The sequence below is a fragment of the Ammoniphilus soli genome, assembly GCF_040813775.1.
Window position 1 is genome coordinate 168,750 of record NZ_JBEGDL010000009.1, and the last position, 16,196, is coordinate 184,945.

The 16,196-nt window shown below is 44.3% G+C and carries 18 protein-coding genes; 16 read left to right on the forward strand and 2 right to left on the reverse strand.

The features are described from left to right. Window positions 1-108 precede the first annotated feature (108 nt). The 4 genes from ABLT31_RS18515 (at window position 109) to ABLT31_RS18530 (ending at window position 1,605) form a co-directional block, all read left to right on the forward strand. Entirely contained in the window at window positions 109-510 is a 402-nt protein-coding gene (locus tag ABLT31_RS18515; protein ID WP_367754306.1) for a hypothetical protein, read from the forward strand. Beyond that, window positions 507-857: a sulfite exporter TauE/SafE family protein gene (locus ABLT31_RS18520; RefSeq protein ID WP_367754308.1), complete on the forward strand. Its 351-nt coding sequence runs from the start codon at window positions 507-509 to the stop codon at window positions 855-857. The genes ABLT31_RS18515 and ABLT31_RS18520 overlap by 4 nt, the downstream gene beginning before the upstream one ends. Continuing rightward, window positions 854-1,252 (forward strand): sulfite exporter TauE/SafE family protein, encoded by a 399-nt coding sequence (locus ABLT31_RS18525; RefSeq protein ID WP_367754310.1) that lies wholly within the window; start codon window positions 854-856, stop codon window positions 1,250-1,252. The genes ABLT31_RS18520 and ABLT31_RS18525 overlap by 4 nt, the downstream gene beginning before the upstream one ends. 122 nt (window positions 1,253-1,374) lie before the next feature. Then, a complete protein-coding gene (locus ABLT31_RS18530) occupies window positions 1,375-1,605 on the forward strand; it encodes a helix-turn-helix domain-containing protein (RefSeq protein WP_367754312.1) in 231 nt (76 codons plus the stop codon). 334 nt (window positions 1,606-1,939) lie between these two features. Here ABLT31_RS18530 and ABLT31_RS18535 read toward each other — a convergent pair whose 3' ends face one another. Both ABLT31_RS18535 and ABLT31_RS18540 read right to left on the reverse strand, forming a co-directional pair. After that, complete coding sequence (locus tag ABLT31_RS18535; RefSeq protein ID WP_367754314.1) at window positions 1,940-2,287, reverse strand: hypothetical protein; 348 nt, start codon at window positions 2,285-2,287, stop codon at window positions 1,940-1,942. Between the two features lie 145 nt (window positions 2,288-2,432). Then, window positions 2,433-2,648: a hypothetical protein gene (locus ABLT31_RS18540; RefSeq protein WP_367754316.1), complete on the reverse strand. Its 216-nt coding sequence runs from the start codon at window positions 2,646-2,648 to the stop codon at window positions 2,433-2,435. A gap of 265 nt (window positions 2,649-2,913) precedes the next feature. On the opposite strand from ABLT31_RS18540, the gene ABLT31_RS18545 reads away from it, so the two are divergent. The 12 genes from ABLT31_RS18545 (at window position 2,914) to lonB (ending at window position 16,173) form a co-directional block, all read left to right on the forward strand. Continuing rightward, window positions 2,914-3,174, forward strand: a complete 261-nt coding sequence (locus tag ABLT31_RS18545; RefSeq protein ID WP_367754318.1) for a metal-sensitive transcriptional regulator — start codon at window positions 2,914-2,916, stop codon at window positions 3,172-3,174. A gap of 57 nt (window positions 3,175-3,231) precedes the next feature. After that, window positions 3,232-4,179, forward strand: a complete 948-nt coding sequence (trxB, locus tag ABLT31_RS18550) for a thioredoxin-disulfide reductase (RefSeq protein ID WP_367754320.1) — start codon at window positions 3,232-3,234, stop codon at window positions 4,177-4,179. 444 nt (window positions 4,180-4,623) lie between these two features. Then, a complete protein-coding gene (locus ABLT31_RS18555; RefSeq protein ID WP_367754323.1) occupies window positions 4,624-6,267 on the forward strand; it encodes a putative polysaccharide biosynthesis protein in 1,644 nt (547 codons plus the stop codon). After that, on the forward strand, window positions 6,236-7,093 hold the full coding sequence (gene racE, locus ABLT31_RS18560; RefSeq protein WP_367754325.1) for a glutamate racemase: 858 nt from the start codon (window positions 6,236-6,238) through the stop codon (window positions 7,091-7,093). The genes ABLT31_RS18555 and racE overlap by 32 nt, the downstream gene beginning before the upstream one ends. Window positions 7,094-7,150: 57 nt before the next feature. Next, window positions 7,151-8,230, forward strand: coding sequence for a GerMN domain-containing protein (locus ABLT31_RS18565; RefSeq protein WP_367754327.1), 1,080 nt, complete (start codon window positions 7,151-7,153; stop codon window positions 8,228-8,230). Between the two features lie 142 nt (window positions 8,231-8,372). Continuing rightward, window positions 8,373-9,116 (forward strand): ribonuclease PH, encoded by a 744-nt coding sequence (gene rph, locus ABLT31_RS18570; protein WP_367754329.1) that lies wholly within the window; start codon window positions 8,373-8,375, stop codon window positions 9,114-9,116. A gap of 2 nt (window positions 9,117-9,118) precedes the next feature. Next, window positions 9,119-9,721, forward strand: coding sequence for an XTP/dITP diphosphatase (locus tag ABLT31_RS18575; protein ID WP_367754331.1), 603 nt, complete (start codon window positions 9,119-9,121; stop codon window positions 9,719-9,721). A 123-nt stretch (window positions 9,722-9,844) separates the two neighbouring features. After that, window positions 9,845-10,933, forward strand: a complete 1,089-nt coding sequence (locus ABLT31_RS18580) for a tetratricopeptide repeat protein (protein ID WP_367754333.1) — start codon at window positions 9,845-9,847, stop codon at window positions 10,931-10,933. 162 nt (window positions 10,934-11,095) lie between these two features. Then, window positions 11,096-12,388, forward strand: a complete 1,293-nt coding sequence (gene tig / locus ABLT31_RS18585) for a trigger factor (RefSeq protein ID WP_367754335.1) — start codon at window positions 11,096-11,098, stop codon at window positions 12,386-12,388. Window positions 12,389-12,480: 92 nt separating this feature from the next. Then, a complete protein-coding gene (gene clpP / locus ABLT31_RS18590; RefSeq protein ID WP_367754337.1) occupies window positions 12,481-13,071 on the forward strand; it encodes an ATP-dependent Clp endopeptidase proteolytic subunit ClpP in 591 nt (196 codons plus the stop codon). 11 nt (window positions 13,072-13,082) lie between these two features. After that, window positions 13,083-14,348 carry an ATP-dependent protease ATP-binding subunit ClpX gene (gene clpX, locus ABLT31_RS18595; RefSeq protein ID WP_367754339.1) on the forward strand — a complete coding sequence of 422 codons (1,266 nt, stop codon included), beginning with the start codon at window positions 13,083-13,085 and terminating at the stop codon, window positions 14,346-14,348. 139 nt (window positions 14,349-14,487) lie between these two features. Then, on the forward strand, window positions 14,488-16,173 hold the full coding sequence (gene lonB, locus ABLT31_RS18600) for an ATP-dependent protease LonB (protein WP_367754341.1): 1,686 nt from the start codon (window positions 14,488-14,490) through the stop codon (window positions 16,171-16,173). The last annotated feature ends 23 nt before the right edge of the window (window positions 16,174-16,196 follow it).

Consider the following 16,196-nt stretch of genomic DNA (forward strand, 5'->3'; position numbering starts at 1 on the left):
CTTTGCGTATCGTTTGAAAACAGTTGATTCATACTAGGGAGAAGGGTGCTGGGAGATCTATCCTATCGGTAGATCTTTTCTGTTTAGGGGAGGGAGAAGGGTGAAAATATGTTCTTTCACGGGATTCAGATGCGCTTTCTTGCCAAGCAGTTTCCATACCTTAATCCGGATGGACATGTTAGCTCTAAGCATGGAGATCAATTAGCGGACCGTATTCATCTTATAGAAAAATTTGGACTGGAGCCTGTTCACTTACTGGAAAGCTCTCCGGACTATCCGGTCAGTAAATGCCTAAAGGAATGTTTTTCGTTCGGAGATGTCGTGTTAGCGTTTTGCAAGCTTACCCAGCCTATTATCCAATTAAGCAAACATGAGCTAGGAGTGCCTTTTTTGGATGTGCGCTCGTGCCATTATGTTTTTGTGCGTGACAAGGCTTATATTGAATTCTTTAAAGCAGTGCAGCTAAGAAGGCCGATCCTAGTTGTAAAAAATGAAGGTGATTCATCTTGAATTGGGCAAAAAGGATAGGGATAGGATTTATGACGGGGTTAGTAAACGGACTAATAGGAGTAGGGGGAACTTTACTTGTACCTGCACTCATTCACCTTCTCGGAATTGATAGAAGAATAGCGCACGGGACGTCATTGGCTATTATTCTCCCCACGTCAATAATCAGCATTGTGATTTATAGCATGTCTGGAGCTTTGCCATACGAAGTGAGCCTCTATATTTCTATAGGGGGCTTAGTAGGAGGTTATGTAGGGGCGCGATTGCTTAGAAGAATTTCTGTTCTCTGGCTGAAACGATTGTTTTCCTTGCTGATGATCCTTGCTGGGATAAGGATGATTTGGCCATGAGCGATTCGATCTTTTTGTTTCTAATTTTAGGTTTGCTGATGGGGGTGTTATCAGGATTGGGCTTAGGTGGCGGGAAATTGCTGATACCAGGCTTAGTCCTTTTAACTGCCATTACACAAGCTGAAGCGCAAGGGGCTACACTCTTGTCATTTGTCCCGATTTCAATCGTAGCCATCCTCACCCATATGAAGGAACGGAATATCGATTGGTCTTTAGTGGGGTGGGTGGTAATGGGCGCTATAGCCGGTTCTTTGATTGGCTCTATGATGGCAATGGGACCGCTTCTTCCTCATCTTCGTTTTGTATTCGGGATATTCCTGATTGGTCTGGGACTATTCGAACTTTTGGCTAAAGAAAAGGTGAAGAAAAAGATGAACCGTACTAAAGCCTCTTGAATATACTGTAGGCGCAGGCCCAATCCCGCAGGAGTCCGCACCGCCAACCATGCCCAGTCATAGTATATTGTGACTGTATCCTTAGCCTTGTTATTGAGCCCGTAGCAAGGAGGGGTAGGCATTTGAAAGGGAACGACCAGAAGGCGAAGCCGTTGCTAACTAATCGGGAACGAGAAGTATTCGAGCTACTAGTGCAAGACAGAACCACAAAGGAAATTGCAAAGCAACTGTTTATCAGTGAGAAAACGGTGCGCAATCACATTAGCAATGTGATGCAAAAGCTCGGTGTCAAAGGGAGAGCTCAAGCAGTTGTGGAATTGCTAAAATGCGGAGAGCTAAAATTCCCTGAATAGCTTTTCTAAGACACTAATAGGTCGTTACATCACATAACAGTTGTGGTTGGTGAGAAGGACCCTATATGATGCCCCTGTGCTTAGCAGGGGTTTTTTCATTTGTCAGAAGTATTCCATCGTTTTTTAGCTTCAAAAGAGGGTATGATCTCAGAATGAGAAATCATACCCTCTTCATAAAGGTTTTACGTATTATTTTCTTTTAATCCGACGATAGAACCGAGAAAATAATCCCCATAGGGCACTGCTTGGGACGCGAATTGTTCCATTAGGGTTTTCCATCGGCCGAGTCCCCCTTCTTACCATTTTTAATATCTCGACCATATTATGTGGAGTTTTATCCTGGAGTATTCGAAAAATAGTGGTCTGAGATATAAGAGATGGTTTTTTGCAAAGAAGGAATACTTTGCAGAAGCTCTTCAAATTCCAGGGGTGGGGATACTAAATTTACGTATTCCAACTCACGATTCTCTTGAAATAAAAGTAAGGCGATAGGAGTCATTTCCGCTGATATTCCGCTTCCGAGTTTAGAGGCTACCATTTCCATTTGGAGTTTGCTTATAGGCAGCGCAATAACAGAGGGGTGAATCTGTTGGGGTTCCCCAACAATGGTTTCTTCTGCTGAAGATTGGTCCAATTCCTGTCTGACAGTATGGATGAGACGATTCCACAGAGGAATTTTCATTTGATCACGTCCTTTTGTCTTCACCCCCAATTATTTCCTAAATAGCTGTTCTTTATGAACGAACCAAATAAAAAAGCTTGAACAATCTGTCTTATTACAGAAAAAGGATCTTCCTCATTTATTAGGAGATCCTTTAATTTAAATTCTATGATAGGAAGAAGTCCTGATATTCCATCTCCATCTCATCCCAAATAGGCGAATTGCAGGCGACATCAATATCCAACTCTTCAAATATCTCTATTAGGTTGGTACACAGTAAGTATTTTTGCGATTGATCCTTCTCCATCTTAATCTGATGAAGAAGGAGATCTGCTTCTTCTTTCATTTTCTCTCGGAAAAGGATCTCTCCATTTACATTCACTGAATATTCACTCCTAGCCCCCAATTTGTTTTCATTATATCAGGGATATAGAGCTTCGTCTCTCTGTTATATAACAAATTTCCCGGAAGAAAAGCGATTACAAAGGATGTTTTCTCTTGATCTCATTGTTTTTCTTATTATTTTAAATCATATGTGCAATTTGACGGTATATGGTAATTTTAAATACCTGTAATTTAATTGTTTAAGTTTGATTTATTCGTATATAATGAATACATGTATATGTATAACTTAAGGGGGTTTTAGGGTGGATTACTCAGATGAAATAAAAAACCGATTGAAAAGAATGGAAGGGCAAGTAAGAGGAATCCTTCGCATGATGGAAGAGGAAAAGCATTGCAAAGAGGTTGTAAGCCAACTGTCGGCTGTACGCAATGCTGCAGATAAAGCGATCGCAACCATTGTTGCGGCAAACCTGGAGAAATGTATTCTTGAGGAGCAAGCCAACGGCAGAGAAACGAGCAAGGTCGTTCAAGAAGCCATAGAGCTATTGGTTAAAAGTCGCTAGTCAACAGATAATAACTTTGTCGTACGTTATCCTACAGTGGAAAAAGGAGTGTACAGTATGAACAAAGTTGTGATTATCGGGACGGGCCCTGCAGGACTTACGGCCGCTATCTATTTGGCAAGGGCCAATATGAATCCGCTGGTTATTGAAGGACCCCAACCGGGCGGTCAGTTAACGTTGACCACGGAGGTAGAGAATTTCCCAGGATTCCCCGATGGAATCATGGGTCCTGAGCTGATGGATAATATGAGAAAGCAGGCGGAGCGATTTGGAGCAGAGTTCCGCACGGGTTGGATCAAGGAAGTGGACTTCTCTGGTAAGCCTTTTAAGCTTACAATGGAAGGAATGGGAGAGTTGGAAGCGCAAGCCTTGATCATCTCTACGGGAGCTTCCGCAAAGCTGTTAAATATCCCTGGGGAGAAGGAAAACATGGGCCGAGGGGTAAGTACCTGTGCAACCTGTGATGGATTTTTCTTCCGCGGCAAGAAAATTATCGTAGTCGGCGGCGGTGATTCTGCTATGGAAGAAGCCAATTTTTTAACCAAGTTTGCTAGTGAGGTTCGAATTGTTCATCGTCGTGAAGAGCTGCGGGCTTCGAAGATTATGCAAGATCGGGCAAGAAACAATCCTAAGGTCAGTTGGAGCCTGAATTGTACACCCATTGAAGTGATACCGGGGGAAGCAGGCTTAGCCGGACTAAAGGTCAGGAACAACGAGACAGGGAAAGAGGAAATGATCGAGGCTGAAGGATTATTTGTCGCGATTGGGCATACGCCGAATACAGGGTTTCTGCAAGGTGCTATAGAAGTCGATGAGCTAGGCTATATACAAGTCAAACCGGGGACGACCTTGACGAATATACCCGGGGTCTTCGCTTGCGGTGACGTTCAGGATCACAAATACCGCCAAGCGATTACTGCAGCGGGATCTGGGTGTATGGCAGCCTTAGATTGTGAAAGGTTTTTAGAAGAAAATGCTGTTCATGACTGGAGCCAAAGTTTGTAATAGTAATTAAAAATGGCATTTTTAGGATCCAAGTGATAACGGGAAAATCTCCGCTTATTTAACATCTTTAAATAAAAAAAGTAAAATAAGAGGACTTTTTCCTGTTATGTCTTGGATACCAAGCATATTTTGTGGTTTTGAGAGAACGAACAGGACTTTCTCCTGTTCAGCAAAGCTAACCTCCAGTTAATACCCCCACTTAATCTCCTCTCGCAGCCCGAGTGTTTTTTTTCCTACCATGGCACTAGCACTATCCTTACGCTGGTTGTGCTATAATTGGCGTAGTTTTTTTTAGAAAACTTGGCTGGCGCCAAGCATTAGCGAAGAAACCAAATTGACATGTATTGTCAAGAGGTTGAGCGGCAGCCATAGTTGCACTTATGCAGACGATGAATTCATATATAATATAGGAGTTCCAGTCTGCGAGAGAGAGGATAAACCTGTGTGTCCAATTCATCATTTTTAAAGGGAGCCCTCGCACTCAGTGCGGCTGCTTTCATTTCTAAACTTCTAGGCCTTTTTTATGTGATTCCGTTAAAACACTTTGCAGGCGACGAAGGGCTTGCTTTATATCAGGCTGTTTTTCCTATTTATAATACTCTCTTGATTCTAGCTGTTTCCGGCATCCCCATTGCTTTGTCTAAATTGATTTCAGAAGAGCTTCGACAAGGAAGAATGGCTGAAGTCCACAACATTACACGCAGTGCCATCAGGATGATGATGGTTGTGGCGATCTCTGGTTTTTTCGTCTTCTACCAGGGAGCAGCGCCTATCGCCCGGTGGATTGGCAACGAAGATACTAGGTTGTCTATTCAAGCCTTGGCTTTTGCGATGCTGCTTGTTCCGTTTGTAGCGATTTTAAGAGGATATTTTTATGGATACCAAAGAATGAGGATAGCCGCTGTCTCGCAAGTGGTTGAACAATTAGTCAGAGTAAGCCTAATGATCGGTCTTGTTTATTGGTTTGTCAGGGAAGGCAGAGATATGGCTGCTGTTGCTTCAGGGGCGGCATGGGGAAGCTTTTTTGGACTAATCGTGTCGCTTTTTTTGCTGGTTATTGCCTTTCTTTCCACGAGAAAAAAACTTCAGGCGGTAACTCACAGAAAAGAGGCTATCCAAAGAGGATATGGGTGGAGGATCGTCAAGATCGCAATCCCGGTAAGCTTTAGCACGCTTATGCTTCCTGTTTTGGGGATGGTAGACTCTGTCACGATTATTAATCTCTTGAAATCCTCTGGTATATCTGAAGCTGTGTCTACTATTGAGTTTGGGCTTTATAGCCGAGGGGTCCCAATTGTACAATTTTCGGCTTTTTATGCCACCGGGCTAGCTGTTGCGGTCGTTCCGGCACTGGCTTCGGCCTCATCTTCTGAGGAACGGGGAAAACAAATTTACCAGACGATTAAAATCACCTTCCTTATCGGAGTGCCGGCGAGCATAGGAATGATGGTGATAGCGGAGCCTTTAAATATGCTGTTCTATGGGAATAGTCAGGGAAGCCAAGCCTTGATCGTTCTTTCCGCCTCAACGTTCTTTTTATCTCTGGCTATCACCGCTTCTGGTCTGCTGCAAGGATTAAATAGATCCATATGGCCAGCTGTATTTCTACTAATTGGAGTGCTTGTAAAGCTGGTCGGCAATAGCCTGCTGGTTCCTCGCTATGGAATCATAGGGGCTGCGTATTCTACCTTGTTTACTTATGGGTGTATTTCGCTCCTTTGTTTGCAGGCGGTTGTGCGATTCCATGACCGACCGCTTATACCAGGGAGACAGGTAGGCAGGTGGCTTGCCCCTTCGATTTGTATGGGCTTGGTATTAGCTTGCGCGATGGCAGAATTTTTGAAGGTTGTTCCTGTTTTGGAGAGCAGCCGTCTTTTCTCCTTTTATGAAGTATTTACGTTAATTGTCGTTGGACTTATTAGCTATGGTTTGGCTTTGTTATTTTTTCATGTGGTTACGTGGAGAGAAGTTCTAAGGCTGTTGGAAAAGAGACTTAGGGGAAGAAGAGAACAGAGTGGAGTTTCTTTTCCAAATGAATATGATGTAGCACATGTTCATGAAAAAAAGGATGGGACCAAAGGTGAATAATGGTATCGGAGTGATAGATTCAGGGGTAGGCGGATTAACGGTTGTCAAAGAAATCATGAGGCAGCTGCCGCAAGAGACTGTGTATTATTTTGGGGATACGGCCCGTTGTCCGTATGGTCCTCGTCCTTCAGAAGAGGTGCGAACCTTTACCTTGCAGATGATTGCGTATCTGGCCAGGTTTCAAATCAAAGCCTTGGTAATTGCGTGCAATACAGCGACTGCTGTGGTTCTGCCAGAGGTGATGAAGCTTGCGCCAATTCCTGTCATTGGAGTTATTGATCCTGGTGCAAGAACGGCGATTAAAGAAACGAAGACAGGAATTATAGGCGTAATCGGAACAGTGGGAACCATTCAAAGCGGGGCTTATGAAAAAGCATTAAAACGGATTAATCCTCATGTGGAAGTATATAGCTACGCTTGTCCCAAGCTGGTTCCATTGGTTGAATCAGGAATTAAGGATCGCCAGCTTGCATTGGAAATTGTCCGCGAGTCCTTGGAATCTTTTAAGGGAAAGCCTATCGATACACTTATTTTAGGGTGTACTCATTATCCTCTTTTAGCTGATCTTATTGCAGAAGTTATGGGAGAGGAAGTCAAACTGATCAACTCGGCTGAAGAAACGGCCAGGGAGCTCAGCGTCGTATTGGATTACCGTAAGCAGCTGGCTGAACAAAGAGAAGACAAAAGTTTGCATAAGTTTTTTGTCAGCGGCAGATCTTCGGTTATGAAGGATATTGCGGGGAGCATCCTGCAGATCCCATTTGAAATGCAGCAGGCAGATGTCAGCCAAGAAAAAGTTTGTACCATTTCTTGGACAAAAACTTAGTCTAAAACTTCTCAAGGCTCGTATACATATACTACAAAAGCCTTGAGGAGGGAAACGATGAAGTCACGGAAATGGATTGCCATGCTGTCTTTAACATCGACCGCCATATTATTGTCTGGATGCGGACTGTTCGGACCTGAACAAACGAGTGGGCCACAGCCGATAGACCCGCCCAATATGAGCCAAAATGGTCCAGTCGGAGAAAGTAAAGAAGTAACGCTTAATGTTAATCCTGAACAAGGCCAGTCGGCTGAAAACACCAACGCTGAAGCGGCGCAAAGCATTGCGGCCCCTGTTTATCTGATGGACCCAGACGGTTTAGTAGTGCCGATTACACTTCAGCTTCCCAAATCGGAGGGAGCAGCGAAGCAAGTCTTGAACCATATGATCAAGGGCGGACCGGTAGAGCTGATGAAGCCGGAGGGTTTTACCGCGCTGATTCCAGAAGGAACCAAAATTTTAGGGATGACCATTAAAGATGGGGTCGCCACCATTGATTTTTCACCGGAATTCAAGAATTATGAGGCTAAAGAGGAGCAAAAAATCATTGACGCGATCACCTATGCCCTTACGTCCTTTAATAACATTAAAGAAGTAAACATCTGGATTAACGGTTATCCGCAAGAAGTCATGCCTGTCAATGGCACACCCATTTCCTCGTTGACCCGTGAAAACGGGATCAACCTGGAGTTGGCTGCCAACGCGCAAGTAGGCAATACGACACGGATAACCTTATATTTCCAAGCGGTGACAGCGGACAACTCCCCTTATTTTGTTCCCGTTACCCGCCTGATTCCTCGTACGGATGATATAGCGCTGGCTACAGTTGAACAACTCATCCAGGGGCCAAAAGATGGGACAAATCTATTTTCATCCATATTACCTACTACCAAAGTGCTTGATGTGAAGATTGAAAAAGGTGTGGCTATCGTTAATTTTGATGAAAAATTGTTAAGCTATAGTGATGGAAAAGCGAGTCCAGAAGCCTTAGAATCTATCTTGCTTGCTTTAACTGAAAATGCCGAGGTTGGACAGGTTCAATTTATGGTGGATGGCCAAATGAATGTGATGGCTGGAGATAAGGATTTCAGTAAGCCGGTATCAAGACCTTCTGAATTGAATCCGCGAAAATTGTAAGAGGTGATGAGAACACCTCTTTTCTTTTTTTCGTTCCGTGCGAAGGAGGCAAGGCGGATTTCCGGCAAGCTTTTTGGGGATGCTAAACCACATGACAGATATGCTATAATTAACCAATATTTAGTTAGGAGGGATTCCATTCATGCGCAAGGATGAACGCAGAACCGATCAATTGAGAACAATCAAGATCACCAAGGATTACATAAAGCATGCAGAAGGTTCCGTATTGATTGAAGTGGGAGACACTAAGGTGATCTGTACAGCCACAATTGAGGATAAGGTCCCTCCCTTTATGAGGGGACAAGGCAAGGGATGGATTACAGCGGAATATTCCATGCTGCCGAGGGCGACTGAAACGAGAAATATTAGGGAGTCCAGCAAAGGAAAGCTAAGCGGACGGACTATGGAGATTCAAAGACTTATCGGGAGAGCGCTTCGATCTGTTGTTGATCTGGAGAAGCTAGGGGAGAAAACCGTTTGGCTTGACTGTGACGTCATTCAGGCTGATGGCGGAACGAGAACGGCTTCCATTACAGGAGCATTCGTAGCGATGGCCGATGCTTTAGGTAAACTAAAGGACAAAAACGGCTGGAACCGTCTTCCTGTACGTGATTTTCTCGCAGCCACAAGTGTGGGAATTATGAACGATGAATTAATCCTTGACTTGAACTATGTGGAGGATTCGAGCGCTGAGGTCGATATGAACATTGTCATGACCGGAAAAGGGCAGTTTGTAGAGGTTCAGGGAACAGGAGAAGAAAATCCTTTCTCTTATGAGCAGCTGCAAGGTTTGCTGGAGCTTGGAAAAAAAGGCGTGGATGATTTAATCCGATATCAAAAAGAGGCTTTGGGGGAAATTGCGGCTTATATTGGGACGGAGGAGTAAGCGTGCGCAGATTAATACTGGCTACGCGCAATCAAGGAAAAGTTCAGGAATTGAAAAAGATGCTTGCAGACTATAATGTTGAAGTGGTTGGATTGGACCAATACCCAGATTGTCCAGAGGTGGAGGAAGATCGAGAAACCTTTGAGGGAAATGCCATAAAAAAGGCCCAAACGATCTGTGATTTTCTGCAAATCCCGGCCTTAGCAGATGATTCCGGACTTGAGGTTGACGCGATGGGAGGGCAGCCTGGTGTTTATTCCGCTAGATTTGCCGGCCCTAATGCGACGGATAAAGAGAATAATGACAAGCTTTTAAAAATGCTGGAAGATATCCCTACAGGTAATCGGAAAGCCCGCTTTCGATGTGTGCTGGCTTTAGCTGTTCCGCATCGACCTGTCTTAACATGGGAAGGGTCTTGTGAAGGAGAAATCGGCTCGAACCCAAAGGGTACAGGTGGCTTTGGGTATGATCCGCTGTTTGTTCTTCCCGATCAAGGCAAGACAATGGCGGAGTTAACGAAAGAGGAAAAAAGCCAGATCAGCCATCGGGGCAACGCGATGAAAAAAATGTTAGCTGATATGAAGGAACTCATTTTGGAATCATAAAAAAATTTACTGGAGAGGCCGGATATTATTGGCCTTTTCTTTTTTGTTTTATCTCAACTTTTTGTTATAATGATCGGAAATACACAATGAGGAGCTTAGGAAGCTCCACGAAGAGGAGATGCTATGACCAACAAGAAACAGGGAAGCATCGTCCTGTTTCCCCGTCTTTTTGAAAGGCATCTGGAATTAGCGATGGAAGCGAGGGACCAGGGCAACTTGCAGAAAGCCCGGGAGCATCTGGAGCAAGCTGTACAGCTGGAGAAGGATGATCCATCCGTAACGTTTGGGCTGATGGTGACCTACTTTGAGCTAGGCATGTTTGGGGAATCCCAGCAACTAGCTGAAAAGATGCTGCACTCCCGAACAGGTGAGATGCATGAAGTGATGCATCTGTATCTCATCACTTTAATTCAGCAGGAGAAGTATGATCAGGTGTGCGAATTCCTTCTGCCTATCTTGGATGATCCGGAGCTGCCAGACCCAATTAGGACAGAATTTGCCGAGATTTTGCACTCATGTCAACTTCTCAGTCAATCGGAATACGATCAGGATGGTCGGTCTAATCCCCTATTGAGAAAAGTCGTCCATGAAAAGCTGCAGGCTGATCCCGGCTACTTGGCCCTTCTTCTTGGTCACCTTCGAACAGGTGAGGCAGAAAAGCAATGGCAAGCGATCCAACAGCTGAAGTATACGTATCAGCCTGAAGCTTCAGAAGCTATCCATCAGCTGATCTCTCAAACGGAAACAGACTCGGCTATTAAGACATTTGGTTTATATGCCCTGAAGGAATTAGGATGGTCTGATAAAGTAGACATATGCAAGTTCGGAAAAACATGGACGGTGGACTTGGAGCTGTTGCCTGATGAAGACTTCTTTGTCAGCGGTGACCATAAGATCGTGCTTTTATTGGCCGAGAAGATGGGGTACAAGGATCCGAGCTTCATTTCTTTTGCCTTTCATTTATGGGGTGCGTTTTTATATGCCTGTTACCCGGAAACCCCGGTTACACGAAAGGAAGAAGCATGGTCCGCCTCCTTACACTTTGCTACCAAGGTTCTGTTGGCCCAGCCTGCGAAAAAGCAGGAAATAGCAAATTTGTATCACTTATCTGTCGCTACCCTCTCCAAAAATTATAAAATATTGAAAGACGTCTTGAAATTAGAAAGCGGAAAGGATAGCGTATTACATTATTTACCTCCAGGCAGGCAGTAAATGAGCGGTTGAACTGCTGTAAGTTTATGATATATAATGTAGTGGTTATAATCATAATGATTGCGGTCCAACAAATAATTCTTTAGGAAATTATTTTGGAAGTACATAAGATCTATCCATGAGCGAGGATCCGTACCAAAAATCAGGAGGAGAAAGCATAAAATGAAAGCTAATTGGGAAAAACTTGAAAATAACCAAGGTGTTTTAACCATCGAGGTAGAGCAAGCACAAGTAGATGAAGCAGTAGATCAAGCTTTTAAGAAAGTGGTAAAGCAGGTTAACCTGCCAGGATTCCGTAAGGGGAAAGTCCCTCGCAAGATTTTCGAATCCCGTTTTGGTGTTGAATCCTTATACCAAGATGCTCTTGAAATCCTTTTCCCTACCGTTTACGGACAAGCTGTACTTGAGACAGGAATTAGCCCTGTTGATCGTCCAGAAGTCGATGTAGACCAATTGGGAAAAGATCAAAACTGGATCATTAAGGCTACAGTAACTGTAAAGCCTGAAGTTCAGCTTGGCGATTACAAGGGAATTGCGATCGAAGCGAAAGAGTTCCCTGTAACGGACGAAGAAATTGATGCAGAATTAACGAAAATGCAAGAAAGAAGTGCGGAGTTGAATGTGGTCGAAGACGGAGAAGTCGTAAGCGGAGACTATGCAATTATCGATTTTGAAGGATTTGTAGATGGCGTTGCTTTCGAAGGCGGAAAAGGCGAGAACTACAACCTTGAAATTGGTTCCAACAGCTTTATTCCTGGCTTCGAAGACCAGATTATCGGCATGAAAAAAGATGAAGAAAAAGATGTTGTTGTAACTTTCCCAGAAGACTATCATTCTGCTGACCTTGCTGGAAAAGAAGCTACCTTCAAGGTAAAGGTGAATGAAGTGAAACGCAAATCTCTTCCTGCTCTTGATGATGAGTTTGCTAAAGATGTCAGCGAGTTTGAAACTTTGGACGAATTGAAAGCAGACATCAAGAATAAACTGGAAAAGAAAGCAGAAGAAGATAAAGAAAACCACGAGCGCCAAGCTGTAATTGAGAAGGTAGCAGAAAATGCAACCATCGAAATCCCAGAAATCATGATTGAGTCTGAAGTCGACCACATGATGAGAGATTTTGAGCAACGCTTGAGCTATCAAGGCATCAACCTTGACTTGTATTATCAGTTCTCTGGTTTGGATGAAGAGAAGCTTAGAGAGCAGATGAAGGAAGAGGCTTCGAAGCGTGTTCGCAATTCCCTTACTCTTGAAGCGATCTCCAAAGCGGAAAATGTGGAAGTAACAGATGAAGAAGTAGAAGAAGAAATCAACAGCCTGGCTGATATGTATAAGCGTCCTGTTGAAGAAATCCGTCAATTCTTCGCTGGTAGAGACCAATTGGAAGGCATCAAGAACGATATTCGCATTCGCAAGACAATCGATTTGCTCGTGGAAATGAATAAGCAGACAGCTTAGTCTTTTGGATAACAAACAAGGCACGAAGATTCTCGTGCCTTGTTTTTCCAAAAATGGTATAATAGAAAGAAAAGGGAAGGGGGAATATCCTTATGCCTTTTATACCTATGGTTATTGAGACGACGAACCGGGGAGAGCGAGCTTACGATATCTATTCCCGATTGCTGAAGGATCGAATCATCTTCTTGGGAAGCGAGATTGATGATGATGTGGCCAATGCCGTTGTCGCTCAGTTACTGTTTCTTGCAGCCGAAGATCCAGATAAAGATATCCACTTATACATAAACTCACCAGGCGGTTCTGTAACTGCCGGCATGGCGATCTATGATACCATGCAATTCATAAAGCCTAATGTGTCAACGATTTGCATAGGACTAGCGGCAAGCATGGGGGCCTTTCTTCTTGCAGCAGGCGAAAAGGGTAAGCGTTATTCCCTTCCTAATAGTGAAATCATGATTCATCAGCCATTAGGCGGTGTAAGGGGCCAAGCAAGTGATATCAAAATCCACGCCGAATGGATCTTAAAGACAAAGAAGCAGCTAAATGAGATTTTAGCTGAGAAAACTGGTCAGCCATTGGAAAAAGTGGAGCGAGATACCGATCGAGATAACTTTATGGGTGCACTGGAAGCGAAAGAGTATGGAATCATCGACGAAGTGATCACCCGTAAAGACCAAGCCTAAGGGGTGATTTCATGTTTAAATTTAACGATGAAAAAGGTCAACTGAAGTGCTCGTTTTGCGGGAAGTCCCAGGATCAAGTGCGAAAGCTGGTTGCAGGTCCGGGCGTATATATTTGCGATGAGTGTATTGAGCTATGTACGGAAATCGTTGAAGAGGAGCTCGGGACAGAAGAGGAAATTGACCTTAAAGAAATTCCGAAGCCAAATGAGATTAAGAAATTCCTTGACGATTACGTCATTGGTCAAGACGAGGCAAAAAAGACAATGGCTGTTGCTGTGTATAACCACTATAAGCGGATTAACACCGGAGCTAAAATTGATGATGTTGAGCTATCGAAGAGCAATATTCTCATGCTGGGTCCTACAGGTAGCGGGAAAACTCTTATTGCTCAGACGCTCGCTCGGATCTTGAATGTGCCGTTCGCGATTGCGGATGCCACTTCATTAACCGAAGCAGGGTATGTAGGTGAGGATGTAGAGAATATTCTCCTTAAGCTCATTCAAGCGGCAGATTATGATGTAGAAAAAGCTGAGCGCGGAATCATTTATATTGATGAAATCGATAAGGTAGCTCGCAAATCCGAGAATCCTTCGATTACGAGGGACGTATCGGGTGAAGGGGTTCAACAGGCTTTATTGAAGATCCTTGAGGGAACTGTAGCAAGCGTTCCGCCACAAGGGGGACGTAAGCATCCGCATCAGGAGTTCATTCAAATCGATACATCGAACATCCTGTTTATCTGCGGAGGAGCTTTTGACGGCATCGAACAGATCATCAAGCGCCGCGTCGGTAAGAAAGTCATCGGTTTTGGTGCGGAAGGAATTGACGGGAAGCGTGATCTGAAGCCAGGAGAATACTTGAAGATGGCTCTTCCAGAGGATTTGCTCAAGTTCGGATTGATTCCTGAATTTGTAGGCCGTCTGCCGGTTATGTCTTCTCTTGAACCTTTAGATGAAGCGGCACTCATTCAAATCCTGACTGAACCGAAGAATGCGCTTGTCAAGCAGTACCAAAAGCTGCTGGAAATGGATGGGGTGGAACTCGAGTTTACAGAAGGAGCCCTCAAGCAAATTTCCAAAGAAGCGATTAAGCGAAATACCGGTGCTCGCGGACTTCGTTCGATTATTGAAGGGATCATGCTAAATGTCATGTATGACCTTCCTTCCCGTGATGATATTGTTAAGTGTGTCATTACAGAAGAAACTGTTCGTGACAAGTCTGAGCCTAACATGTATTCGGAGCAGGGCTTAATTGAAAAACCGAAGGAAAGTGCATAACAAAATAGGTAAAAGGCATAAGGGAATTGTCCCTTATGCCTTTTTTCGTCTCATGATTCAAGCTGTGACTGCCCCATAGGACTATTTTTTTCTTCCAAAGGCAATAATAGACCATATATTGACTTACGGGAGGGATCGTATGAATTGGTCGATGTTGCTTATGGTAGTACAGGTGTTTTTTGCCGTTGTTATTGGTATCTATTTTTGGAACTTGCTGCGCAACCAACGTACAAGTAAAACGGCCGTGGATCGCGAATCGCGCAAGGAAATGGAGTCCTTGCGAAAACTGAGAGCCATTTCCTTGACAGAGCCTATAGCAGAAAAGACAAGACCAGCTCACTTAAGTGACATTATCGGTCAGCAGGATGGGATTAAGACGTTGAAAGCAGCCTTATGTGGTCCCAATCCGCAACACGTGATTATATATGGGCCACCAGGGGTGGGTAAGACCGCAGCAGCTAGAGTGGTACTGGAAGAGGCAAAGAAAAGCTCTCAATCGCCATTTAATGCGAATTCAAAATTTATTGAATTGGATGCAACAACCGCAAGATTTGATGAAAGAGGAATTGCAGATCCGCTCATCGGTTCGGTGCATGACCCGATCTATCAAGGAGCGGGTGCAATGGGCCAAGCAGGAATTCCCCAGCCTAAGCCCGGTGCTGTAACTAAAGCCCATGGGGGAATGTTATTTATTGATGAGATCGGTGAATTACATCCTATTCAAATGAACAAACTTCTAAAGGTACTGGAAGATCGCAAAGTGTTTTTGGAAAGTGCTTATTACAGTGAGGAAAACCCATCCATTCCTAGCCATATTCATGATATTTTCCAAAACGGTCTTCCTGCAGATTTTCGTTTAGTTGGCGCTACGACAAGAACGCCAGATGAAATTCCGCCAGCCATTCGGTCTCGCTGTCTGGAGATTTTCTTCCGCCCACTCTTGTACAGCGAGATCGAAAAGATCGCAGAAAATGCGGTAAAGAAGATTAATTTCGAAGCAGAGCCAGGAGCCATTGATGTGATTGCCAGATATGCGACCAACGGCAGGGAGGCAGTTAATACCGTTCAAATCGCAGCGGGTCTTGCGATTACGGAAGATCGCAAGACGATTACCCGTGCAGATGTAGAATGGGTGGTTCATAGCAGCCAAAAGTCTCCGCGAGCAGAAAGAAAGGTGCATGATAAGCCTCAGGTAGGCCTAGTAAATGGATTAGCGGTGTTTGGTCCCAATATGGGAATGATGCTGGAAATTGAAGTGACGGCAAGCAAAGCTGAGAATCCAGGTCACGGGAAGGTCACCATTACAGGTGTCGTAGAAGAAGAAGAAATGGGAAGTCGCCAAAGAACCATCCGCCGCAAATCCATGGCGAAAGGATCCGTAGATAATGTGCTGACGGTACTCAAGAACCAAGGGTTGAGAACAGAGGATTTCGATTTGCATATTAACTTCCCTGGAGGGACGCCGATTGATGGACCATCTGCAGGCGTGACGATGGCTACAGCCATCTATTCAGCGATCCGCGATCTTCCTATTGATAACTATACGGCAATGACCGGGGAAGTTAGTATACATGGAAGAGTTAAGCCCATTGGCGGCGTGGTAGCTAAGGTGGAAGCAGCGAAGCAAGCAGGATGCAAACAAGTGATTATCCCTAGGGATAATTGGCAAGCTATTTTTGAAACCATGGAAGATATTCGCGTTATTCCAGTGGACCGAGTCGAGGAAGTGTTCCGCCATGCGATTATCAAGGAAGAGACCGACACCGAATCGGTAATTGTTCCAGCTCCAGGGGAGGTCCTTTCCGCATCCTCGATTTCTATTTAAAGTCGGCGGAAGAATTAGACAAC